Source organism: Tolypothrix campylonemoides VB511288_2, from assembly GCF_045999855.1.
Taxonomy (GTDB): domain Bacteria; phylum Cyanobacteriota; class Cyanobacteriia; order Cyanobacteriales; family Nostocaceae; genus Scytonema; species Scytonema bouteillei_A.
Genome location: NZ_JBFPMW010000008.1, coordinates 1 through 24,807, shown reverse-complemented (window position 1 = coordinate 24,807; position 24,807 = coordinate 1). Strand labels below are relative to the sequence as shown.

18 protein-coding genes are annotated in these 24,807 nt (G+C 40.3%); 7 read left to right on the top strand and 11 right to left on the bottom strand.

The features are described from left to right. The first annotated feature begins 221 nt into the window (after positions 1 to 221). The 4 genes from pilM (at position 222) to AB0756_RS23010 (ending at position 6,569) form a co-directional block, all read left to right on the top strand. Positions 222 to 1,328 (top strand): type IV pilus assembly protein PilM, encoded by a 1,107-nt coding sequence (gene pilM / locus AB0756_RS23025; protein WP_038074043.1) that lies wholly within the window; start codon positions 222 to 224, stop codon positions 1,326 to 1,328. A gap of 198 nt (positions 1,329 to 1,526) precedes the next feature. Beyond that, positions 1,527 to 2,294 (top strand): PilN domain-containing protein, encoded by a 768-nt coding sequence (locus AB0756_RS23020; protein ID WP_038074045.1) that lies wholly within the window; start codon positions 1,527 to 1,529, stop codon positions 2,292 to 2,294. Beyond that, positions 2,291 to 3,046, top strand: a complete 756-nt coding sequence (locus tag AB0756_RS23015) for a hypothetical protein (RefSeq protein WP_038074048.1) — start codon at positions 2,291 to 2,293, stop codon at positions 3,044 to 3,046. The genes AB0756_RS23020 and AB0756_RS23015 overlap by 4 nt, the downstream gene beginning before the upstream one ends. Positions 3,047 to 4,103: 1,057 nt before the next feature. Then, positions 4,104 to 6,569, top strand: coding sequence for a type IV pilus secretin family protein (locus AB0756_RS23010; protein WP_038074052.1), 2,466 nt, complete (start codon positions 4,104 to 4,106; stop codon positions 6,567 to 6,569). Between the two features lie 141 nt (positions 6,570 to 6,710). Here the strand turns inward: AB0756_RS23010 and AB0756_RS23005 are convergent, their stop codons facing one another. Then, a complete protein-coding gene (locus AB0756_RS23005) occupies positions 6,711 to 7,289 on the bottom strand; it encodes a pilus assembly FimT family protein (RefSeq protein ID WP_408019917.1) in 579 nt (192 codons plus the stop codon). Between the two features lie 220 nt (positions 7,290 to 7,509). Between AB0756_RS23005 and AB0756_RS23000 the strand changes: the two genes are divergently transcribed. Together AB0756_RS23000 and AB0756_RS22995 are read left to right on the top strand one after the other, a co-directional pair. Then, positions 7,510 to 7,803: a nucleotidyltransferase family protein gene (locus AB0756_RS23000; protein WP_038074059.1), complete on the top strand. Its 294-nt coding sequence runs from the start codon at positions 7,510 to 7,512 to the stop codon at positions 7,801 to 7,803. Next, a complete protein-coding gene (locus tag AB0756_RS22995) occupies positions 7,800 to 8,099 on the top strand; it encodes a HepT-like ribonuclease domain-containing protein (protein ID WP_038074062.1) in 300 nt (99 codons plus the stop codon). Before AB0756_RS23000 ends, AB0756_RS22995 begins: the two co-directional genes overlap by 4 nt. A gap of 118 nt (positions 8,100 to 8,217) precedes the next feature. Here the strand turns inward: AB0756_RS22995 and AB0756_RS22990 are convergent, their stop codons facing one another. From AB0756_RS22990 to AB0756_RS22945, 10 genes are all read right to left on the bottom strand, one after another. Further along, positions 8,218 to 9,207 carry a glycosyltransferase gene (locus AB0756_RS22990; protein WP_038074065.1) on the bottom strand — a complete coding sequence of 330 codons (990 nt, stop codon included), beginning with the start codon at positions 9,205 to 9,207 and terminating at the stop codon, positions 8,218 to 8,220. After that, positions 9,200 to 10,192 (bottom strand): hormogonium polysaccharide biosynthesis glycosyltransferase HpsE, encoded by a 993-nt coding sequence (gene hpsE, locus AB0756_RS22985; RefSeq protein ID WP_038074068.1) that lies wholly within the window; start codon positions 10,190 to 10,192, stop codon positions 9,200 to 9,202. Before hpsE (AB0756_RS22985) ends, AB0756_RS22990 begins: the two co-directional genes overlap by 8 nt. Before the next feature lie 25 nt (positions 10,193 to 10,217). Next, the gene (gene hpsE / locus AB0756_RS22980) at positions 10,218 to 11,183 is read right to left on the bottom strand and encodes a hormogonium polysaccharide biosynthesis glycosyltransferase HpsE (RefSeq protein WP_050045173.1); all 966 of its coding nucleotides are present in this window, start codon (positions 11,181 to 11,183) and stop codon (positions 10,218 to 10,220) included. 244 nt (positions 11,184 to 11,427) lie between these two features. Continuing rightward, positions 11,428 to 12,126 (bottom strand): prepilin-type N-terminal cleavage/methylation domain-containing protein, encoded by a 699-nt coding sequence (locus AB0756_RS22975; RefSeq protein WP_082051582.1) that lies wholly within the window; start codon positions 12,124 to 12,126, stop codon positions 11,428 to 11,430. Between the two features lie 35 nt (positions 12,127 to 12,161). Then, the gene (hpsC, locus tag AB0756_RS22970; protein ID WP_038074071.1) at positions 12,162 to 13,160 is read right to left on the bottom strand and encodes a hormogonium polysaccharide secretion pseudopilin HpsC; all 999 of its coding nucleotides are present in this window, start codon (positions 13,158 to 13,160) and stop codon (positions 12,162 to 12,164) included. Between the two features lie 44 nt (positions 13,161 to 13,204). Then, complete coding sequence (gene hpsB / locus AB0756_RS22965) at positions 13,205 to 13,912, bottom strand: hormogonium polysaccharide secretion pseudopilin HpsB (protein ID WP_082051581.1); 708 nt, start codon at positions 13,910 to 13,912, stop codon at positions 13,205 to 13,207. A 30-nt stretch (positions 13,913 to 13,942) separates the two neighbouring features. After that, a complete protein-coding gene (gene hpsA / locus AB0756_RS22960; protein WP_038074074.1) occupies positions 13,943 to 18,937 on the bottom strand; it encodes a hormogonium polysaccharide biosynthesis protein HpsA in 4,995 nt (1,664 codons plus the stop codon). Between the two features lie 455 nt (positions 18,938 to 19,392). Further along, positions 19,393 to 19,629, bottom strand: a complete 237-nt coding sequence (gene rpmB, locus AB0756_RS22955) for a 50S ribosomal protein L28 (RefSeq protein WP_038074078.1) — start codon at positions 19,627 to 19,629, stop codon at positions 19,393 to 19,395. 314 nt (positions 19,630 to 19,943) lie between these two features. Further along, positions 19,944 to 21,941 carry a molecular chaperone HtpG gene (gene htpG, locus AB0756_RS22950; protein ID WP_038074081.1) on the bottom strand — a complete coding sequence of 666 codons (1,998 nt, stop codon included), beginning with the start codon at positions 21,939 to 21,941 and terminating at the stop codon, positions 19,944 to 19,946. 219 nt (positions 21,942 to 22,160) lie between these two features. Continuing rightward, the gene (locus AB0756_RS22945) at positions 22,161 to 22,796 is read right to left on the bottom strand and encodes a class I SAM-dependent methyltransferase (protein ID WP_038074084.1); all 636 of its coding nucleotides are present in this window, start codon (positions 22,794 to 22,796) and stop codon (positions 22,161 to 22,163) included. Positions 22,797 to 23,288: 492 nt separating this feature from the next. Between AB0756_RS22945 and AB0756_RS22940 the strand changes: the two genes are divergently transcribed. Next, positions 23,289 to 24,236 (top strand): class I SAM-dependent methyltransferase, encoded by a 948-nt coding sequence (locus AB0756_RS22940; protein WP_038074086.1) that lies wholly within the window; start codon positions 23,289 to 23,291, stop codon positions 24,234 to 24,236. The last annotated feature ends 571 nt before the right edge of the window (positions 24,237 to 24,807 follow it).

Below are 24,807 nucleotides of genomic sequence, written 5' to 3'. Positions count from 1 at the left end.
GCTTATGAAAATTGGATAGATAGGGCTAAAGCCACCATAGGTACATTTGAAGAATTACATAGGTCACGAAAAGTCAAACCTTTAGACTTGGATTTTGTTTCTCAATCCAACTTACGTTAATTTCTACACTTTTAGGTAATATAACGGGGGGAGAAACAGGGGTCTTCATATTAATCTTTTATATTATTCATTTTTTTACTTAGCGCTCCGGTGGTAAACCTGTGGTTAAACAACTTAATAATCTATTTAGTAAATCTAAGGGTGGAGTAGGCATAGAAATTGCACCGCAACGGGTCAATTTAGCTCAAATCCGCAAGCAAGGTCAAGGTGTAAAGCTAGAAAATTTAATATCGGTTCCCGTTCCTGAAGGTGTGGTGGTGGATGGTCAAATTACTGACCCGCCAACAATGGCGCAATTGATTCAGCAGGTATTGGCAAGTAGTAAGATTAAGGCTTCTCGTGTTGCGACTTCTGTACCGGGACGCGATTCTATCGTTCGTCTCATACCCGTCCCTGCAGAGTTGGATGATAAAGAGCTGCGGGAGATGGTTCTCAACCATGAGGCTGGTTTGTATTTACCTTATCCGCGTGAGGAAGCTGATGTAGATTATCAGAAACTTGGGTATTTTGTAGATGAGGACGGTATTGAGAAGGTTCAGGTACTTTTAGTGGCAACTCGCAAGGAAATTACCGATACCTATATCAGTACGTTTGAACAAGCAGGATTGCAAATCGATGTTTTAGAGATTAACAGTTTTGCTCTGATTCGGACAATCCGCGATCAACTCCGACAATATGGACCGCAAGAAGCCGCAGTGCTTGTGGATATAGAATTTGATAGCACGGAAATTGCGATCGTTGTTAACGGTGTGCCGCAATTTTCGCGTACCGTACCAATTGGCACTTATCAAATGCAACTTGCTTTATCAAAAGCAATGAATTTACCTGTCTCGCGAGATATGGAATTATTGCAAGGCATATCTATTCCTTCAACTCCTGTAGATGGTGGGAAGACTGGTGTGACTGAAATCAATCCCGGTATGGCAGCTGTTATTAGAGTTCTGGGAGAACTGACAGATGAACTGCGCCGTTCTATCGATTTTTATCTCAATCAAAGTGAAAATCTGGAAGTGGCACAGATTATGCTAGCAGGACCGGGAGGCGGGCTAGGTCAGCTAGATGAGTTCTTTACACAAAGATTGAGTTTACCTACCTCTCAGATCGATCCGGTAGGCGCATTGTCATTACAAGTTGATGCGGAAAAATACCCAGCCTCAGAACGTCCCGGTTTGGGTATAGTGCTTGGTTTGGGAATGAGAGAAGTATGAAGTATGAATTATGAAGTATGAATTATGAAGTATGAATTATGAAGTATGAAAGAATTGGGAAGCAAGCAATTCCTAACTTCTCATTCTCCATTCATCATTCATCATTCATAATTCATAATTCTCTCATTCATCATTCATAATTCATAATTCTCTCATTACCCATTCATCATTCATAATTCATAATTCATAATTTAGGTCATGTATAGTCTAGATATTAATTTTCTGAAAGATCGCCCAGCATTTAATAAAACTTCTGAAAAGAAGCAACGAGGCAAGATTTCTCTCCCCGTAGGAGATTTAACTCCTCTATATATAGGAGTGGGAATCGGTTTGGGTTTACCGATTCTTGTAGGAGCAAGTTTGTGGATTTTGGATGCTAAAAATGTTGAATTAGGACAAACAATTGCACAACTCGAACAAGAGAAACAATCTCTTGAGGGTCAAATAGGTAGTATTAATAAAATCAAGGAAGAAACTAACAGAATTAAACAGGAAACTCAGGCTTTGGTGACGGTTTTTGACCAAATCCGCCCTTGGTCTGCAATGCTACAAGATTTGCGCGATCGCATTCCCAGAACCGTACAAATTGAAAACATTAAGCAAATTGCACCACTAGCTCCAGTAGCAGGACAGCCAGCACCAAATCCTGCAGGAGGCATAGAAATTATTGGGGTTGCTCGTTCTTTCAACAATGTTAATGATTTTATGCTGACTTTACAGCAGTCTCGGTTTTTAAAGGCAACTGATACAAGAATTACGACAGCAGAGTTAGTAGATCCACCGATACCACCCGGAATAACGCTTCCACAAAATTTTAAACCACCTCAAATAGCTAGATACACTATTCAATCTAGTATGAGTGACGTTCCAGCTTCCGAGTTAATGCGGGAATTGGAGCAAAAAGGCACAGTAGGACTAGTTTCTCGAATTCGCAATCTGCAAAAAACAGGAGTGCTTCAAAAATGACGGTGAGTGAAGATCTAAGTTTTGAACAGGGTGGGGATTTTGGTGCAGCCTCTGCACCCAGCTACCCCGTTATTTTTGGAATTTCCCTAACACCAAAAATTAGTGGGATTATTGTAGGGTGTTTGGGCGTTGCCGGTGCTGCATTTATGGCTATGAATATGCTGATGCCCTCTTGGGATACATTTCAACAGCAGCAAGCCAAACAGACGGAACTGCAAACAGATATCGATCAAAAGAAACTTGCTATTAAACAACTTGGTAAGATTCAAGAAGAGCAGGCACAGGCAAAAGTGCAACAAGTTCAAGTATTGGGTTTGTTTGCCAATGAGAAAACCTTGGATACATTGCTGCTAGATTTAAATCGATTGGTTGAGTCTGGTAACAGTCAAGTTCCTTTCAGTGGCGTGAGAGCAAAACTGAAGAGATACGCACCCAGTGGTGATAAGGCAGAACCAATCACTGATGGAACCTTTGGACCCCTTGTGGATGGAAAGCTAAAACGCCGCAGTATCAATATTGAAATTATTGGAACCTACGAACAAACACAATCTATTCTCCGTAATATAGAACGGTTACAGCCTTTGCTACTGGTGAAAGACTATCAATCAACATTAGCACCAGAGACTGCTGCTGAGCCTGGTAAAAAGTTAATTAGGATTGGTCCTAGAGCCATTAATACAACTTTTCAGTTACAGGCATTGATGCCAATGACTCCACAAGATATGGCAGAAGCGGCAACTAAGAAACCGTAATACCAATTCTATATGAAGTTGCACATTATTGCCCTCATATTAGAAATGTGGACGGCAGGCGCTACAACCGGGGGAACCCTCCGAAGTTTGCTATTGGGGAGTCAGTGCGGTCTTGGGCTTTGCCCAAGTGAAGCATCTGACGTGGAAACCCCCAAGCCGCAACTTCTCTCCGCAACGCGCTGCCTCGGCTATACAAACAAAGCCTGCCTAAGCGCAAAGCGCACGCTACGCGATGCCGCAGGCTATGCCCGTAAGGGCTATACGCAGGCTAATTGTATGCATCTTCATAGAAAATTGGTATAACCAGTTGCGAGTGACCTCTCCCTCCTTCAGAGACTCTCTCTTTCCCAAGCTCCGCTTTCCTCGTTCCCAGGCTCAGCCTGGGAATGCCTTCTTTGGAGGCTCCGCCTCCTGTCAAGACTCTCCAATCGCCTTTTATATGGGAATAAGGTTCACGGACGGGAGTTTTAACATTAGTTGTACCCCTCCCTACCCCTTAGGGCGTGTTTTCACAAGACTCGTTTAGCCCCTAATTTTCCAGATCCCCCTAAATCTCCCTTAAAAAGGGGGACTTGAAGAAATTTCCCCCCTTTTTAAGCTACGGTGGTGTACAGATCTCTAGAAAAGACATGAAACATCCTAAAAAAGGAAGAATTAGAATCAACTTCCCCCCTTTTTTAAGGGGGGCTAGGGGGGATCGAAACTGCCAGAAGGCATCTTAGGAGACTTGTGTACACCACCGTAGCTTTTTAAGGGGGGTTAGGAGAAATCCAACACTTTGAAAACATACCCTAACTTCTATTCCTATTCTTTAATGCTCGTAGAAATTCTGAGAGTAGACTATCTTGGGAACTGAGCGTAGAGCAAGACTATTCTAATTCTTCAGTAATTCTACGGCACAATTTCACATAGCTTCATGAGAAACTAAATGTAACAATCCCGCAAGCAACAAAACTGTTAATTTTCTGAATTTTGCGGGAAATATATAAAGGTAATATGTTACAAATTACGGCTACTCAAAAGTTTTCTTATTAGTTTTAAATGTGAGGAATGAACTGTGAAACAGCTTCACGGTAATGGTTTAGCATTTGGTGTTGCCGCAATTGTGATGATGGCGGCTCAGCCAGTTATGGCACAGGTTAGTCAAATTACTGGAGTCAAACTAACTCCTGCTGACGGAGGAGTAAACGTTGTCTTAACAACTTCCTCAGGCTCTCGCCCACAGGTTTTTACAACACAAAGGGGCAATACCCTAGTTGCAGATATTATAAATACTCAACTCCGTTTATCTAAAGGTAATAGCTTTCGTCAAGACAATCCCGCACCGGGAATTGCTTCAGTTGTTATCAATCAGCTTGATGCCAATAGCATTCGGGTCATTGTCACGGGAACAAAAGGCACTCCTACCAGCCAGCCAGTGGTGAGAAAGCAAGACAAACTTACACTCAGCTTTGCACCATCTGATGGAATACAAGCGCAGGCTCCTCAATCTGCACCACCACAAAGAGCAAGTAAAAAGCCAAATGAACAAGCTGCAACTCCCATTCCAGTTCCACCCAGTCAAAATCAGCAGCCTGAAGTTCTTGTTCCCAATCCAAAAGTGACTGTGAATGGCGCACCCGCACCTGCATCTGGAGTCGATCCCCGTATGAATCAGGCTCCACCTTTCTTGCCTAGAGCTGTTGCGCCACCAGTTGGAGATATTGCTATCTCAAATCTGGATGCTTCTCCAAGCGTCATTGATTTAGGAACGCAAGAACGAGTCCCTCGTTTGGTATTGCGAGATGCTCCTGTACGAGAAGTGTTGTCTTTACTTGCCCGTGCTGCCGGTCTTAACTTAGCTTATGCAGGAAATGCAGCCGCAGGACAAGGACAACAAGGAGGTCAAGCTGGGGGAAATGAAGGACCTACAATCTCCTTAGATATAGAAAATGAGCCAGTACAAGATGTGTTTAACTATGTCTTGCGCTTGAGCGGTTTGGAAGCGAATCGCAGCGGACGGACAGTTTTTGTTGGTCCTAAATTGCCTAATGCCACCCGTGATGTTGTCATGCGAAATGTTCGCCTCAATCAAGTTAAAGTAGATACTGCTTTGAGTTTTTTGGTTGCTTTAGGAGCCGAAAGTGCAATTACCCGCGAACGATTGGTTACTAGCGTTAATGCTGTCCCTGTAGGTGGTGCCGCTAATTCTGCAGTCACTCAAAGCCAGACAACAACAGAACTGAGAGTAGAGACTTTGCGGACTGAGTTTCAAGACTCAACACCTTTACTGCGAGGTTTGCAGGCATCAGGAGATCAACGTACCAATTCAGTTACCTTAATTGGACCTCCCAAGCTCATCGATGTAGCACTAGCTCAATTAACTCAGCTCGATGTTCGTCGCCGTCAGGTTGCAGTTAATGTCAAGGTTATTGATGTTAATCTTTTAGGAACTCACGATTTTAACAGTAGTTTTTCCTTTGGAATAGGCAATAACTTTTTCGTCAATGATGGTGGTGCAGCATCTCTAAATTTTGGTGGTTCCAGACCTGCAACTAGTAGTGAGGCTGCAAATAGTGTCACTAGTACTCCTGTGATTGAAAATCCAATTCAAGGAACGCCTTTCCTCAATCCAAACAGCCAAATAAATATTCCTGGAGCGGGTTCGGGTACGACAATAGTTAACCAATCTCAAAGTTCGGTGACAATTGGTGGCGTGACAGTTCCACCAGGTAGCGCTAGAACAATAGGTGGTGGGAATGCAACAACTTATCAACCAGTTGCACCAATTTCATCAGATCCTACAAAAGCCGGTATCACAGAAATTGAACGCAGTACAAATGATATCATTACTATAGCCACTGACGGTACGATCAGTGTAACACCAGGTGAGACGGGTTCAGTCACATCAGCTCTTCCCTCTTGGTATCAGTTCCCCAAACGCTTGCTTACTAGTTTGCAGGCTCAAGTTACAAGTGGTAATGCTAAGATTCTGACTGACCCAACTCTGACCGTACAAGAAGGGGAAGAAGCTGTCGTGAGTTTGACAGCACAAGTCTATGGAGGGATTAGAACAACAACCAATACTAGGGAACCAATCATTAAAGATGCAGGTTTAACCCTTTCAGTGAAAGTTGACAAGATAGATGATAACGGTTTTGTTGCACTCTCTGTTGCACCTACCGTATCTGCACCAAACGGAACAACATCAAGCCCTGATGGTGTAATTACGCTGCTATCACAAAGAAGCCTTAGATCGGGCCTTGTCCGTTTGCGAGATGGTCAGACACTCATTTTGTCTGGTATTATTCAAGATACAGATAGAGTCACTGTGTCTAAAGTTCCTGTTTTGGGTGACATTCCCCTCCTTGGTTCATTATTTAGAAAAACAAACAAAAATAACCAACGTAGTGAGGTGATCGTGTTGCTCACGCCTCAAGTGATGGATGATTCAGAGCGATCTTCATATGGCTATGACTACACTCCGAGCCCAGAGGTTCGGCGAATCCTTGAGCGTCGGGGTTTGCAAACACCCAAAAAGTGAAGAATTCAGTGAAAATATTCTATAGCAAAGGGTTGCTCGCGACCGTTGCACAAGCGCAGAGAGGTAGTATGCTACCTCTCTACACAACTAGAGATCGCTGAATGATTCTAAATATTTGGGAACATCATTTGAAAAAAGAGATTAATAGCAATATTTGCTGTTTTCATTAGCCTTGTCGTGCTCTTTTCCCATTCGCATGGCACCTAGTATTGTAGAGATATAGACGCAGCGCTTGGCTTTACCACCATTTTTACTAGAAAAGGTTATTTGTCCTAATGTTCTCAGTGATGTTTGAGTGCATTCATCTCCAACTTGATAGACAGGACAGCCTTGGTAATTAAATATGACTCGCCATGTTTGGGTTGAAGTGTCTTTTGGCAACGTTGTCTCGGATTTCCCTTTATTATTTTTTACTGTATCAATCCGAATATTTGTATCCAAGTTATGCCATAGATTATTGTTGACACTAATAGTATATGGGAGAAAATTGTCAGCTTGTGCTTGATGAACTGCCCATTGCACAATACCATTATTTTCACGAAAACTGACTTGCCAGGTTAACTTGTTTTTTACAGCCAAACTTTGGGCTTGACGCATAGCTTGGTAAACTTCGCCTTGAGCAGTTTTCAGTCTTTGAAGGTCAACAAAGGCTAGCCAACTAGGAACTGAGATCGCAGCTAATAACCCAACTACTAAAACAATGACCAAAATCTCTAACACTGTGAAACCACTGTTAGAGCAGTTTTTAAAACACTGTAACTGCATTAATTTGGATATGGAAAAATGACCAGAAGTATCTATTCGTATTTACTGGTATATTTTTTACTATCCGGATGCTCGGTAGAAAGATTTCTTGTGAGTGAAGGTAAAACCTATTCGCTCCAAAAACATCAAGATTGGTCTAAAATAGGGAATTGTAGAACCTCAAGAAAAATTCGATATGAAGCTAAAAGAAGTTCTTCAAGAACACCGCGAAGAAATTCTCAGTATCGCGGCTAAGCACGGAGCTTGTAATGTACGGATTTTTGGAAGCGTAGCTAGAGGAGAAGAAACAGATTTAAGTGATATTGATTTTTTAATTGATTATGATATACAGAAAATCACAGCTTGGTTTCCAGTTGGTTTAATTCAGGATTTAGAAAATTTATTAAATCGTAAAGTTGATGTAATAACTACTAGTTCTTTACATTCTTTTATTCAAGATAAAGTCTTTAATGAGGCGATTCCTTTATGAAAGACGGTCGTGTTTATCTTATTCACATTCGCGATTGTCTTGCAAGAATTAAACAATATACTTCTGAAGGCAAAGAATTGTTTTTTAATGATATTAAAATTCAAGATGCAGTTTTAAGAAATATTCAGACAATGTGTGAGTCTATACAAAAATTACCGAATGATTGGAAAAATGCATATCCAGAAGTAGACTGGAATCGTATTGCGGGTTTCCGTAATATATTAACCCATGAATACTTAAATATAGATCTCAAAATTGTTTGGAATGTTATTGAAAACTATTTACCCCATTTGTAAACAACAATTGAAGCAATGGCACAAAAGTTTTGGAATTAGATAAGTTGTATACTTTAAAAATTTATTTTAAATCTTGAAAAGCATATTTATTATTTAACTTCTCATCCTGACTCAATTCTTATTGATTATTTTTTGTTTTGTTAGTAAATTTTTTATTTATACCTTTCAGTACCGCTGTTGATAAAATTTCAGGTAACGAAATAATTAGAATAATTTTCAGCAACATTATTAATGTCATTTTGGCATACTTAAGTCTAGAAGAGTTATGGATAACATATTTCATTAAAAATATACCTGCAGCTTTACCTTTATGTCGATTAAAAGGTTGTTCTAAGGCTTTACAACTAAGATATTTATATAGATTTGCTAAGCTTTGATGCCGAAGAGATTGTGTTGAAGCAGGGCTATTGCTATAAGCTTTATTAAGCACTAACAAGCAGGCTTTTTCTTGTCTGGCAAGATTAGATGATAGAGAATTACCACTTTTACGGTATAAAATTTGTACTTTCGGTACAGCCACAAATTGATAATCAAAAGCTAATCGCAACCACATATCCCAATCTTGAGCAGCAGTTAGAGATTCATCAAATCCACCTAATTTGATTAAAGATTCTCTTCGTATTAAGGGATTGGAACCACTTTCTAAAAAATTAATTACTAATAGTTTTTCATAGACATTACCGTTCTCAGCAATATGAGTTCCTGAAAGTAAAAAGTTACTCTTTTCATCAATATAATCTGTCCAACTATAAGCAACCATTGCATTTTCATTTTCTTGCAAAGCTTGCAATTGCAATTCTAGCTTGTCTGGTGTCCAGAGATCATCTGCATCTAAAAAACTAACATAATCTCCAACTGCATGGTATAGTCCCCTGTTACGGCTAACATTTGCACCAGCATTAGAATAAGAAAATACTTTTATTCGGTCGTCTTTAACCTCTGAAACAAGAGCTAAAGTAGAATCTTGCGAGCCATCATTGATGACAAGAATTTCAAAATTATTAAAAGTTTGTTTTAAAACAGATTCAATAGTTTCTAGAATTGTTTTTGCACTATTATAAGCAGGTATAATAACAGATATTTTTTGAAGAGTTTGAATACTATTCATAGTTAAATTTTAAAATATTAATTAAATACTCAGTGATACAACTTATTAAAGTATAGAAAGGGCTTATCGTACTACTTAGATAAAATTCAAATTCAAAATTTTCAATAACATCATTTTTAAATTTCACTTTATACTTGATAATGTGACGCAGCATTCTTCGTAAGCCACCTAAAAAAATCTTGATAAAAATTATAGGTTTCAGCCAATTATTTGTATTAATAAAACGTAATTGACATACACAAAGACCACAACCACGAGCTAAAGTTACTAAATAATTTCTTTCAAGCCGCCATTGCGGTATTTGATGATAAGTATGCATGGCTGGATTGTACCAAATTTCCCATCCTGATTTATGTAGGTGAAGTAATAATTCAAAATCATCACCCGCTAACTTTAACTTACCTAACCTTCCCTTAAAAATTAGCTGTTTGGGAATACTTTTCTGCCAAGCCTCTTGACGAAAAACTAGTGCTGCACCAGGAGGGAGGCTTAAATTGACTGGATCATATAAATGTGGTTCTGAACCCCGTTCTCTAATAGCAAAAAAACTTTTTATTCTTGTAAAATTTTCTGGAGGTTCAACTTCAAAATTACCATGAATTTGACCTCCCCATGCACCTGCCTGGGGGTGCTCTTTACCAAATATAAATGCTTCTTTCACCCAATGTGAGGCGGGGTGAATATCATCATCTATAAATCCAATCAGTTTTCCTTTAGCTTCGCAGATAGCACGCACTCTTGCATAAGTAATACCTTGGTTTTTTTCCAGAAAGTACTTCAATGGAAAATCATGATTCCAGCTTTTTTGGTACTCTCGAATCACTTCCGCCGTCTTATCATTACTATTATTGTCAATGACAATAACTTCCCACTTAATGTTTTCTACTTCGGTTTGCCCTCGCAAATGTTCCAGAACTTTTGGTAAGCGGCTTTCTCCATTGTATGTAGGAATAGCTACGGTAAAGTCTAAAGAAACATTTTCCATATATTTTTAACACTCCTATTGTGAACTAAAAATAATTATTAAAATGTTTAATTTTTAACAGAAAGAAAGGGCTGATCAAACTGCTGATTAACAGTTCCATTTCACAGGCAGCAATTAAGTTATTTTGAATTGCGCCTCGGTATTTAACCAAGTGAGTAATGATTTTGCGTAAATCATTAACTAAGTATCCCACACTTGCTAAAGGTCTTTTCCAAGGTTGCGTTCTTAACATACGCAGGTGATGCTTACTCAAACCAACACAGCGGAACAAACAAATTAAATATTCTTTTTGCAATCGCCATGCTGGAATTTGATGATCAATATGCATTTCTGGGTTATACCAAATTTCCCAACCACCCAACTGAATATATAATACGGCTTCTAAATCTTCACTAGCTAAACCAGCTTCTTTACCCTTATTATTTAACACAAGACGTTTAGGGACTGTTTTACACCAAGCTTCTTTTCGGACTACTAAGCCAGCACCAGGAGGTAAAACTTTCATATAAGGCTCATAACGATGAGGTTTTATACCCCTCTCAATAACGGCTAAAAAACAAGCTATTTTCTCAAAATTTTCTGGAGGTTCAACTTCAAATTCACCATGAACCTGGCTACCATAAGCTCCTGCTTTTGGGTTGTTTTGACCAAAAGCGTAAGCAGCTGCTACCCAATCTAATGCTGGGTAATTGTCGTCATCAAGAAAACCTATTAAAGTACCTTGAGCTTCTTCAACTGCCCGTTGTCTGGCATAAGCGGCTCCTTGTTGTGCTTCAAAGCAGTACTTGAGACGATAGGGACATTGCCAAGAAGCTTGATAATTTTTAACAACAATAGCAGTATTATCCGTGCTGTTATTATCTACAACTATAATTTCCCAAGATATATCTTCGGTATTTAGTTGATTTCTCAATCGTTCTAATAGCTCAGGCAAACGACTTTCACCGTTATAAGTTGGGATAGCTACAGTAAAGTCAAGGCACCCAGTCATAGTTGAAACCTTAAAGTATTTCTATATCAATCGGGTAAGTACCATGTTGGCAAATAGGTTAATTTACTTACATATAAGTAAAACGAACAGTCATACAGGTTTTGAAACTTAATTGTTACTAAGATGTTATATACATATATAGAACCTAGAAACTGCATCTCATATTTTAAGTTTGCGCTTAAGGTGCAGTTTCAGGTTCCGTATTTCTATTGAAAATTTTATTTTTTTTTTCTAAAGCAGTTCTTTAATTACAGTTGTTACTATTCTTTCCTGTTCGCATTCCCCCAAGTAGAGTTTCTACAACGACACATCGCTTTAGTCTATCAGTTGCGGAGTAATTTCCGGAATTGGGTGTAGCTACAGCAATTTTTAAACCAAGCTGTTGTGATAACGCACTCGCATCTAGTAAAGCTCCCATGTAATCAAACGTAATTGTACCAAGAGAACCAGTTCCTGATGAAGGAGTGTAGTTCACATTACCAGTGGAAACTAGTTTATTGTAAGTGCTGGAATCAAGATTGGAATATAGTAAAACTTGTCCTGATTTAAATGTCATATCCTCACCTAAAGGTTTCCAGATTGGATTGGTAGTTGCAGGTGGACTAGTATTAAAATGAATCGCTACTTTAGGGATACCATTGTCATTTCTAAAACTAACGCTGTAAGTACGTTTATTCTTTTTAGCTTCTCTTTGAGCTTGTTGTAGAGCTGTTAAGATAGCATCATTAGCTTTATTAACCCTTTGCCGATTAACAAAGGCAAGCCAACCTGGTGCTGCAATCGCAGCTAAAATTCCTATCATTAGCACAGCTACTAAGATTTCTAGTAATGAGAAACCATAGTCACTGTGGCGGTGTTTAGTTATATGGCAAGATTGATTTCTCAAATATTGCTGCTCTTTAGTAATTTTCTCTAGTACCAACAGTAAAGCTACTTTGTACATACAACTTTTTTATCTATTAACTGCATTTGTAAAGGTTATTGAGGAGATAAAAATCCACGTCCTTGCACCTGGATACTTGCACTAGGAAAATAAGTAGAATTTTTATTTGTATAAGAAGCACCATTGTTATTATTGAGACGAGCCATAGCAGTACCTCTTATGTACACTCTTGCCAATAGCTCTCTCGCATTTACACAAGCGTAAAAACCGCTACTTCCTATACCTTGTGTACCAGTAGGACAAGTAACCGCAGGCCCAGTGGTACTTACGTAATCTACTAAAGTCAATGCAGGTTGATCGTAACTAGCACCAGCACCTAATCCAGTTTTCCACTGGTTCATCTTGTCTTTTAGCTCCGCACCACTAATGTTAAGATCTAATGGTGGTGGCTTAAAGCCTGCGCTTTTGCTACTATCATTTCCTGTTGAGTTAGCAAATGCTGCGTTCACTGCTCCTCGAATTCTGAATCTTGCAATCCTTGCAGCAGGAGACCAAGGAGAGGTTGAACTGGGGTTAGTAATCAAGTAGTATGCTACTAATGAGTAAGCAAAGCCATCATCTGTTGTTGCTTGTGCCGTTTGAGTGGCGGCTGTGACTCCAACACTATTGGCTAAAAACTCTCGCTTCCAAAAAACAAGTACGGGTGTACAAACACTTGTATTGTTAGTACTAGTAGGGCTACAACCAGTAGTAGACTTGACTGGTGGTATTTGATCTTGAATTCCTGACAAGGAAGTATTTGAACTATTGTTGTTCCTTGTCACTCCATCTGCATCATAAATGTATACTGCTTGCTGTAAGTCACGAGCTATGTAATCAAGGGCTGCTTGTATTTCTTGCTCAGTGGTTACTTTTGCTTGTTCTTTACGCTCGCTGTCCATAACATTAATCATAAACGCCATTAAAGGTGTGATGACGAGCGCTGCAAGAATCATAGCGACTAAAAGTTCAATCAGAGTAAAACCGCTTATTTTTTTGTTTACTTTGGCGCATTTGAATTGAGTGCTCAAGATGAATCTCAATAAAGTCTTCATACTGCAGTTCCTTTTTTTGATAAAGTTCCTCTCCAATTCAACATTTAATTGCAACCACCAAGACGGGTACAAAGGTCACCATACTTAGGTACAGCATCGTTAATCTCTGTTGTCATTTCCACCAAAGGTGCAGAGCGTTTACCTGCACCTCCAGTAAAAGGATTTTGTGTTACTTTGGTTGTGGAAGTATTTTTAAGCAAAGTTGTGTTTAGCCTAAATGCATCTGCTCTATAAACTCGCACCCCTAAAGAGTAGCCCATAGCAGGATCGTTGCTGTCTGGACGAAAAGCTTGCACAACCATATCTGTGGTACTAGTTCCTTCACAAGTACCAGAGCCATCAAAATCAACACAATATAAATTAGTTGGTGGAGTTGATGCTGTCGCTGTGTTTGTACAGTAGGAGTTTGCAGTACAGCTAAAGCTTCCTGATGCTGTCGGTGCGCTGAAATTCGATAGTGTAGTAGTACTGCCTGGGGGAGCTGGGGCTAGAATTTGTTTTGTTCTTACCCCATCAATGTAAGTTTTGGCAGCTCGGGTTGCTAGCTCCACTCGTCGAGATTGAACACGCGTTGCCACTGACAGGGTAATAACTGGTGCGATCGCTGCTAGCAAAATGCTTACTACCATAAGTGCTATTAAAGATTCAATAATTGTGAACCCTGCTTGGTTAGCTTGTAGGAAAGGCGCTGCTATTTTGTTGACTAAAATTACCTGTAGTCTTTTGCGGCTAGTGTATTTCCCTATCATCATGGCAATTTACCTAGTATCTGAACCTGTTTGTCAATTATTTGGTACGCTCTCGCAACTATTGGAGTAGTATTCGGGAGACACTGCACGACTGTAAGAGACTGTGGGCGTTGTTCCACCTACAATTCCAGTTACGTTACTAGCCTTACCTGCACAAAGTAATGCTTGAACCCAAGGGTCATCTCGACCTACTTCCCTAAAAAATTCATTTGGACGACTTGTTGGAGGTGTAGTAAATCTTTGAGCGAATAAGTCTGGTTGTTCAGACAACAGCCCAACATCAAAACCCCACCTTCTATTTGGCGGTGTGTAGAAAGGAGAAATACCATTTACGTTTGGAGTCGGGTAAGAATCTACTAAGAAGTCAAAAATGCTGAGATTATCAGTTGCAGTAGCATTGTTATTTGTTGATTGTCTAGCTGTAAAAATTGGTGCTAGAGGTGCTGTAGCAAAGGCGCTTCGCGTCAACTGAATAAAGCTACCGCTGATTTTGACATCTATGTTCCTCCAGTTTTCTAAAAACCTTACAAAGTTTTGCAAACCAGATGAAACTTCAGAGGGTCTGCTGGGACTATTTCCTACTACAAATGTTGCGTTAAATGTTGTGTTAGTCGTAGCTACTTGTGTCCATTTAGTTCTAAAGTCCTCTTGAAGAGCAGTTGTTTGATCCTGTCTTAGAGATACCTGCCCAGATGAAAATGTAGCGTTTGCATCGTGAATCTGTAAAACTGGCACTAAGAGCGGTTGACCATCTAGATCGGAGCTACCATTACCATCAGCATCAATAGGAGGGTAGTAAAATAGGGATTGGTTGTTGTTAATAGTTGGGTTAGTACTTGGATTGGTACCAGAACTTGTTGTTCTAAACAACAGAGCACTATCACCTGTAATTCCATAGTGCTCACCCGGATTGCGAGTACCAGTTGTATAAGTACATCCATTGTTGTTGAAAGCCGTGCCCGTTGTGTCTAAAGGACAACCTACTCCAATAGGTTTGTATACACCAGAACTAGTTTCAACTAGCTGATTAGTTGCATTACGGGCAAAGGCAACTCGACGGGGATAGCGTCGATCTGTTGCAACCAAAGCTGTGCTACCTGTATCACCTGCGCCAAGTCTTTGTCTAATGCTCTTGTTACCGGAGCTATTACTGCTAGTGAATTGAGTATCCCAGCCTCCAGATTCGGTATTATTAACGATATTGTCAGCACCACCAAGACTTGAGTTAGCTTTGGCAATAGCAATCGCTTTTCCTAACTGATTCGCCTTCACATCTTTCTCAATAATTCCGCTAACAGTGTCATTTAAATTGCCATTCCCATTGATATCAAATCCTACAACCCAATTATCAGGTGTACATTGCTCAATCACTTCCTGACGACACATCTCCATGACGTACATAGGGTTACTATCTATCCGTCGTTGAATTGGCGTAACTCCATTCATCAGATAGGAGCCTGAATTTGCCAAGGGGAAATTTTTATTACCAGTTGTTTGCCACCAATTTGCACTAGTAACATAGTTGTTTTCCCAAAAGCCATTTTTGAGACGGGATCTTCTTCTAGTATCTAACCCAGCTGGTAAGACAGTAGTTAAGTTAGTTGAGGATAAGTTATTTAAATTAGAGGGCACTAAATTGCTCTCGAGGGGAATACCAGTGTTGTTATTGAGGTCATAGTCTCCTTGAGAGCGAAAACCTTCTTGAAAAGTATTTGATAAAAGCGTCATAGCATCAGCGATGATAGTCGCTGGTCGCCAGTAATCACCTTCACCCACAACATTTGAACAGCCAGTCCTATTAATACGACAAGCAAATTTTGTCTCAGGAGTACTGCGATCGTAGAAAGGAGTAGAGGGCGTACCCGTTTCTGTTTGTGTAAATTCTTCAATTTCTGTAGTGCTCGTAGTACTTGTACGATGTATATTGAAGGCACCTTTAATATATGCAGGCAAATCCGTTGCTAAAATCAGACCTTTTTCTTTGGGCTCGTACTTATTTTGATTAGTACTAGGGTCTCTTGCCAATGTCGCACCATTGATGAGGCGAATACCATTGGGACGACGAGTGGGGTCAAGCCTAAAATCTGTTGGGCTTAGTAACTGTGATTCTGAACCTGGAGTACTTTCATCCCGCAAGCCATCATCTCGAGTGGCATAAATAATACCGCTATATGGCAAAAAGTAATCGGTTGTACTGCCACTTTGTATAATTGGTGTTCTAGCTAGTAGACCCAAATCAATGTCTGTGACTCTGACTTCCAAAGGTTGGCGCTGCTCTAAATCTAGGTCATATGTTGTTGTTGTGTCAGTGGTAGAAGTGCTCGTTGAGGTATCCAACGGACTAATTTGTTTAACTTCTCTACCGTCTACAAATGATGCTTCCTTGATTGCACCATGAGGAGGCTTGTTTGTTAGAGTGGTTGCTGGGGAAGCACCAGCAAGAATGGAAATAGCACAAAGCGCTGTGTCAATTGCTGAGTAGTGAGCAAATTCTAAACCTGTATTGGGAACTGAAGAACCAGAGCCAATTTTGTCAAGGGCATCTTTCAAGGGCTTATTAACCCAACGCCCATTTGGATACTTTAAGTTTCCTTGTCTTACAAGACGAGTTTTGTAAGTGTTAAAGAATGTACTTCTTCCATTTGATGGGTAATCATAAACAACACCGTTATTTGACCGACCATTGGCTGTATCTATCCCATATCCACCATCAATATTGACTCTGTTTTTAGCAGTTGTGGCATCAGTAGGATCAAAGTAGCTACTAACACAAGCAACTGGTGTTTGGGCAATGCCGGATTCTATTTTGAAGTGGTAGACTGCTGTTGCCCGCATCAGTAAATCGCCTTTAAATGTAGAAGTAGGACTACTCATTGGCATAGTATCGGGCCAAACAACCGTGTTATCAGCAGCATTTGGAATGGGTAAAAATGAATAATCTTGACGACCGTAAAATGGACCAGTTGTTAAATTAGAAGCACCAGAACCATCAACATAGATGCCCGCACCAGTCACAATCCTCACTCCGCCTACACTGTCTAAGGGATTAGCAGGGTTTTCTGCTGCTTTCTGTTCCCAGAATTTACCCCGTTCTGATATACCGAGGTCTGCAATGGATTGTATTTGAGTGTTGCGCCATCTTGATTCATCCTGCTGAGGTTCTGGAGTTGGTGGTTCTGTCCATTTGATTGCAGTACCACTACTATTTTTTATGTATTGGTTAGCCTCTAAACCAACATATTTGCCGTCAGCCTGTTTCCATTTAGCAGGTAGGTTGTTACCAATGAAAACGCGATCGCCCAAATAAAACTGAATACCTCTTTTCTTTTGAAAAGTTGGAAAAACTGCATTAAGTTGTTGTGTTGCTAGCGTGATTGCTGGAGTTATACCAGTTAATTGGTTACTAGAGTTGATTGGCTCTCTCCAGGATTGCGGAACTTCTAAGCCATCTGTGGTATTGAAGCCAGCAAAAGTCGTGGAACCAGTAACGTCTGAAACCTCGGCAAAGGGTACTCTTCGGGTACGCTGTTTTAAGTAAAGTTCTATTTCAGTAGAAAGGGTTTTTTTGGCATCATCTAGAGTATCAGTATCTTGAACTTTCTGAGCAACATTACTCCTCACGTCTGCTGGGTAATATGTAGCTGCTGCAACAGCTGTTTTGAAGTTAGTAGTGGTTGTGGCACTATTACAAGTTGTACATAGCGCGAGTGCAGAAATCTTCATTGCAGCAATGCGTTGGTTAAACGCTGCATCATTGAATCCGATTAAAGCGCCACCATTACTATCTGTTGATCTATTAGTGCTGCTAATTTCAGCACTACTGATAGCTTCACCATAACCTCTATAAAGATCAACGGTTACTCCTTTAACAGAAGTTTGTCCGAGGCTTCCATTTCCTACGTTTCCTCCTACAGTAATCTGTCCATTTTCTTGGTTATAAAAACAGGAAGTTTTACTGCTGACTTGCCGCAAGGTCATATTACCTGCATTTTCAGTAACACCAACTAGTAAATTGCCATTCGTATGTATTCTTCCATTTAAGGTTAGCGCTGTAGCACCAGTTATGATTTCTAGATCGTTCTCATACCAAACTGCGTTGTACACAAGGGGAATACGAGCCCGATCTTGTTGAAACTCTAATGCGACAAAACCTTTATTACCTTTGTAAGCTTCACTATTGGATTGGGAAGGTTCATATTGAAGTGTTGATGTTGAAGGCAAGCTACTATATTCTGAGGGAGTAATTGGTACATTAACGGTGTAAACAAAAAAGCTTTTACCTAAATTGCCAGATTGCAGTTTGTACCAATTAGAATTACCCACTAAGCTAGAAAAACCTGCGGCTTTAGCACATTGGGAGTTGGTTGCGCTATTGTCCATTGGTGGAGTTCTAGCTTCTAGAGGATTTCGTTTACGATTAAAATTACCCGTGGAGGAATCTCTACTTGGTGTGCGGAAGTATAGTCCATATAATGTATAGCTATCGTATTTTCCGTTGTTATCTGTATCAACGGGGAATCTCCAAACAGTTTTTAAAGTTTCATCATCTTCTAGAGTACTAGGTGTTTGGATACCTGCTGTTCCGTTAAAGTTATAAGCCAACTTTAGACGCGTTTCATCACCAAGTCTGTACTTGTCTTTCTTAAGAGCATCGTATAAAGCGTTATCAGAAGGTGTTCCCCTTGGTAATGTTGGATCGTTAAATAAAGCGTCTAACTTAGCTCTTACTCTATCTATAGCAGGTGCAGCAGCATTAAGAGTTGCTTCATTAACTCTAACATTACTAGCATTTTTGGATCTTTCAAAAGACCGGAATAAAATTGCTGTTGTCAGCAGTACAACAACCAAAGCTACCATTGCGACTGTTGGCAGCACAAAACCAGCATTCACCCACTCGGGCTGTTTTCTGGTAACTAAGAAAGCTCGCAGCAGCCACAAACTTTGCTCTTTAATTGTTAATGGAGAGGAACTGCAAAGCTTTTGGTAGAAATTTCTCGTAGCCTTGACTAACTTGCTATTTCGCTTCATAGCCACTTCCCTGTCAAGAGATTTAATGCTGGTTTCTTTAAAATGTTTACTATTGTTGAACTGCGCCTAACAAAAGATGCTGGCAAATATAAAGTTCTTGATACTACTTATTTACCCTGCATCACTAAGATGGACGGTTTATAGCAGTACCAAACAATTTTCTTCAAGCATGGGTATTTTTTTTCAGCTTCTTAGAAAACACTAATGTTATTAGAATTACCTAATTTATAGCTGAAAAAGAATAATAACACCATAGGTTTACATGAACTTTGCAAAGATGTGTTTCAAAGCAAAGAACTTCATGAAGATAATGTTAGATAGTAAGTCTATGTTACCCACCTAGTAACAAAAGATATCAGTTGAGTCAAAAAGGAATATTAAGATATTAAAAACCTCCCCGACGGGGGGAGGCTGTAGAAGATACTTTAGAGCTTGAGTGGGAAAGATCGGTTGTCTTAGTATTTGCTGAGGTCAATTCCAGCTTCTTTCGCCATGGCTTCCAACCCTTTCTTATCAAGGGTTTTGATGGCTGTGGTCGATAAACGCATTTTCACCCAACGATTTCCTCCTTCCCACCAAATACGCTTAGTTTGCAGGTTGACTTGCTGAAGGCGTTTGGTACGACGGTGAGAGTGGGAAATTGCGAAGGCGTTGTTTGCCTTCTTACCAGTTAATTCGCAGCGACGAGACATATCAAAGTACTCCGATTTTTTTGGGCACGATCTCTTATTGTATAGAATTGTTCGCTCAGTGGGTGGCAGTTTGTCCGGATTTTTGGGCTAATACGTTACCTTGGTGTAAAAATATGAGGCAGAGCCTCATAATAGATGTTCCTAGGCTGAGCCTGGGAACTAGGAATTATCCTCTTTCCATACCAAATAAGGATTTACATCCTTCATAATTTAGTCTGCTTGTGCGGACTTCATTAGTGTAGCCGCGATTTCTATCGCTAGGCGATCGCAACCGATTTGGTATGAACTACAGGACATCACAGGCTTTGCAACCCCTACTTTGTTGCTTCTTGAGTCAGCTTGGTAAGCACTTCGTTAGAACGCTCAACAAAAGATTTCATTCCTTCAGCATCAAAACCTTTTTGAGACATAAGTGCCAGATCGTAGATGTGTTGGCAAATCATTTTCACAAGCTGTCCGGTAGGTGACTCGCCTTCCCCTTGAATAATACTGCTTTGACTGAGACTTGCCAAATTTTGAATCAGTGGGTGAGATGTGTTGACCAGCAAAATATGGTCTTCAGGAAACTCTGCTTGCTGTTGCTGCATTAAAGCATTCATTTCCCGCAAGCGGCGTAAGATTTCTGGCAAAAGCACCATGGCTGGTGGTGTCCCTTGAGGATCGTCTGCTTTCAATGCTTCGGTGCGGATATTCACCTTGGGTTTGTTAAGAGCTTTCTCAAAGAGCTCTTTAACAGTTTCACTCCGAGTTTTGTTTGTCTTTGGATCGACAATCTCCTTATCTTGGTCTTTATCCAGCAAGGTGTTGTCTAAGTCAGAATCTACCCGTGTAAATTTGACATCATTATATTCCCGCTCTAAGAAGTTAATAAAGTGGGTGTCGATGAAGGAGTCCATAAACAGGACTTCCAAACCTTGGTTTTTATGCAGCTCTATGTAAGTCGCTTGCGACGCTTCATCGGTAGCGTAGAAGACACGGTTTTCGTGACGTTCTTTGTTGCGCTCCAGATACTCTTTCAAGGTAGTGTAGGGTAACTGGGAAGTTGGGGCTGAAGACTCAGAACTGGGAGTTACGTCTTGCCACACATCACCTTCTTGAGATTGTACCTCAACTTCAACTGTTGGGTTAGCTGCTGGTTGCGGGCTGCTGGTTGGTTGATAGGTACTGCGGAAAACAATAATGTCTTCCACTTGTTTCTTAAATTTCTCGTCATTGAGAACGCCAAATTTGACGAAAGTACCCAAGTCTTTCCAAGCACTGACGTACTGTTCGCGATTGTCGCGGTAGAGTTCCTTCAGGCGATCGCCCACTTTTTTAGCAATATAATCGCCAATTTTCCGCACGGTGCGATCGGTTTGCAAAGCACTCCGCGATACGTTCAAAGGAATATCAGTACTGTCAATCACACCCCGCATTGGCAGCAGGAACTGTGGAATAATTTCTTCACAGTGGTCGCTGACAAAAACTTGATTGCAGAATAGCTTAATCTGCCCTTTCGTCACATCAACATCCGGCTTTAACCTGGGGAAGTACAAAATACCGTTGATAATGAAAGGATAATCTGTGTTTAGATGCACCCAGAGCAACGGTTCTTCTTGGAAAGGATACAGATAGCGGTAAAACTCTAAATAATCTTCTTTACTCAAACTACTGGGAGTCTCCCGCCACACTGCCCTTTGCTTGTTGATTGCCTCACCATCAAGTTTGATGGGTACGGGCATAAAGTCACAGTAAGTTTTAACAAGTTGTTTGATGCGGGCGGTTTCTAAGTACTCCAGTTCTTCCTCTTGCAAGGTTAGAGTTATTGTTGTACCCAAGGTTGTACGGGATGACTCTTCCAAAGTGAACTGTGGAGAACCGTCACAACTCCAGTGAACTGCTTGAGCCCCTTCTTTATAGGACAGAGTATCGATTTCGACCTTCTGCGCCACCATAAAGGACGAGTAGAAACCAAGACCAAAGTGACCGATAATTGGCTGGTCGGATTTGCCTTCATACTTCTGGATAAATTCCTCAGCACTTGAGAAGGCAACTTGGTTGATGTACTTCTTAACTTCCTCCGCCGTCATCCCGATACCGTTATCGGTGATAGATAAGGTTTTTTTATCCTTGTCTATGGCAATTTGAATTTCCGGTTCGCCAATTTCCCCCGAATACTCCCCTGCGCGGGACACCATCTTCAGTTTTTGGATAGCGTCTACAGCATTGGAAACCAACTCCCGTAAGAAGATTTCGTGATCGGAGTAAAGGGACTTCTTGATAATTGGGAAAATATTCTCAGTATGAATACTGATAGTGCCTTGTTCTAGCATGACTGGTAATCTTCAATGCAATTAATTTAAACGATCGCACTTGGCATCATACCCTAGTCCTCCGCATCTAGGGGGTAAACCAGGGAATGTAGCATTATACCAATTAGAATTTTAATGCTCCACCAAAAGGAGTAGTGCGTTTTTTATGCATTGTTTGCCCCCAAGCGCTTATTCGGATATCCCTACTCCTTATGAGTTTTGATGGGTTCAGTCTAAGTATTACTTACTATGTTTTTCCATTACCAGAAAGTAGTGATACGGGTAGGTAGGATCGACAAATTCTTGTTTGACGGTTAAACCAGCCTTAGCGACAGAATTTAAAATCCGCTTTTTAGGGTATCCTTTTAAACCCATCTCCCAGCAGTGCTGGTTACATATGGGCTTTGTGCTCCAAAACTTTGGTATGTTGAGAAACAAGTGCCTTGGTCGTTGGAAATAGGCAAATCTCACTTGGATAGCTAAAAATCGAGAGCATGAGGGAATAGAAATTACCACAAATCTCTTTGTTGCTTCTGCAAGTTTTTGTAGGGCTTGTTCTGAGTGCTCGTAGGGCAAGTGTTCCAAAACTTGAAAAAGTACGATGGCATCGAAGGTATCTTTTGGTAGTGAAAAATCGCTGGCCAAATCCACAATCAAGTCTGGTCTTAAGCTCGGGTCAATATCAGCAGTCGTAACGTTATAGCCGCTTGATTTTAGTAAGTGAGTCATTAAAGAATTAAAAATTCCTATTTCCAGAACGTTTTTAACTTGGTGACCAAGAGAAAATATTAGACGCATCTGGTGGTGATAGCTGATGAGCCTGTCTTTAGATAAATACTCAGAATTTTTAATGTTTAACGAACTAATGAGTTGCATAAAATATCCTTCCTAATTCAATAAACTACTTAATGTACTGGTATACCATTACAGATTGCCCTAAAAATGACTGGAAGTAACAGATGCTAGATAGATAAGCTTTATACTTGCTACCAAAGCGATCGCACACTGCTAGCAGGGAGGCGCGAATATCCTCAACCTAAAGAAAAAAGCCTGCACTACTCCCGCATGGAATGCGCCTACCTGCAACACAAGACCGTTCAAAACCAATCTGACAATTTACTCAGCAGCTTATAACGCAGTTTTTGACTTGACTCATAGTATAATCAAACGCACAAAAGTAAAATTTCCATGCTGGTACTGAAAATCAAACTAGAAGCAACGAGCGGGCATAACAGTATATGAGACGAGATACTGCATATTGCCCGTTTTGTTTGTAATAGCAACCTTCGATACTAGATGGATACCCGTGGACTTGTTAAGCACCATTAACAAGGACTCTAACCAGTTTGAGTAGTACAAGGAATCTCAATGATTGAAAAAACAGTAAAAGTGATAGAAGGCGGTATATTGCCAGAGGGAGATTATGTTTCACCAGGATTTTCCATTATTCAACCAGATTCATGTTTTCCCAATATGATTTTAGGAAATACATATGATTCCTTTTGGCTTTACTTACGCCGGAATATTGCTCATAACTGGTACGTTGATAAGCGACAGAAGGGGGTAGGATTTGTCAGCAGAGATGAAGCTCATATTCTTTACAACACAGCCTTAAAATTTCAAGGAAAAAAAGCTTTAGAAATAGGCTGTTGGATGGGTTGGTCTGCTTGTCATTTAGCTCTAGGAGGCGTGGAGCTAGATGTTATCGACCCCATGCTATCCCAGCAATTATTTCATGAAAGCGTCACAGATTCGTTGAAGCGAGCAGGGGTGAAGGAAGCTGTAAATTTAATACCAGGACGTAGCCCTCAAAAAGTAGAAGAGTTAGCAAATAAATTGCAACGAAAATGGTCATTGATATTTATAGACGGTCATCACGAAGCACCAGCACCGCTTGAGGATACCATCATTTGCGAACAAGTTGCAGAAGAAGATGCCTTAATTTTATTTCACGATTTAGCTTCTCCCGATGTCGGTCAAGGATTGAACTACTTGAAAGAAAAAGGCTGGAACACAATGGTGTATCAAACCATGCAAATCATGGGAGTTGCATGGCGGGGAAATGTCGAACCTGTCATACATGAGCCAGACCCTAAAATTAACTGGGAATTACCTCCACATTTACAACATTATTCTGTGAGCGGTTTAATTCCGAATGTAGCGGGAAATAAATTTGAAAAAATTCTCAAATCGCTTCTACCATATCATTTCCAAAAAGAGGCAAAGCTATTGTCGCTGTACAGTCAGGCACAGCAAATACAGTATTATCTTTCTTGGCTACCACAAATGTTAATACGGTCAATGGCAAAAAAATAATCCCCTGACTGGCGATCGCTCATCAGTCATACTGAATAGAGTTTACTCAATGACTCGTGCAGTTATCATGGGAAAACTCAATTGCTTGCTTTGGCAATTATCAGTGACCACCTGACTGGCGATCGCTCATCAGTCATACTAGATTCTGTAGTTGTATTCAAAACTGGGTGAGAGTGAAAAGCGTACAACTTATTCCTCTCTATTTCTCCACATACCCAGGTTTAAAGAAGCATTTAATCCGCAAGTTAGCTATTAGTAACCATAGTAAATATTTTTTACATTCCGGTAGTATTATGCTCCAGCATTAGCCGTTCAGTTGTGCTTATCTCACTCTCCATCTTTACCTAAAGTTTCTGGCAAAGAGAGCGTGAATAAATTTCCTAATGAGACAAATATCCCATTTATAACTAGAAAATTTTTCTTCCAATTCAAATATTTAAAATTCTCATAAATTCCGTAAGAAATAATATCTTCAAAATCAGATAAAATCTGACGAATCTCTTCCTACACTGCTAAGACAGTCGTTTCAATCTAGGGAAAAAAGCGGATTTCAAGCTGCTAGTCACACCCT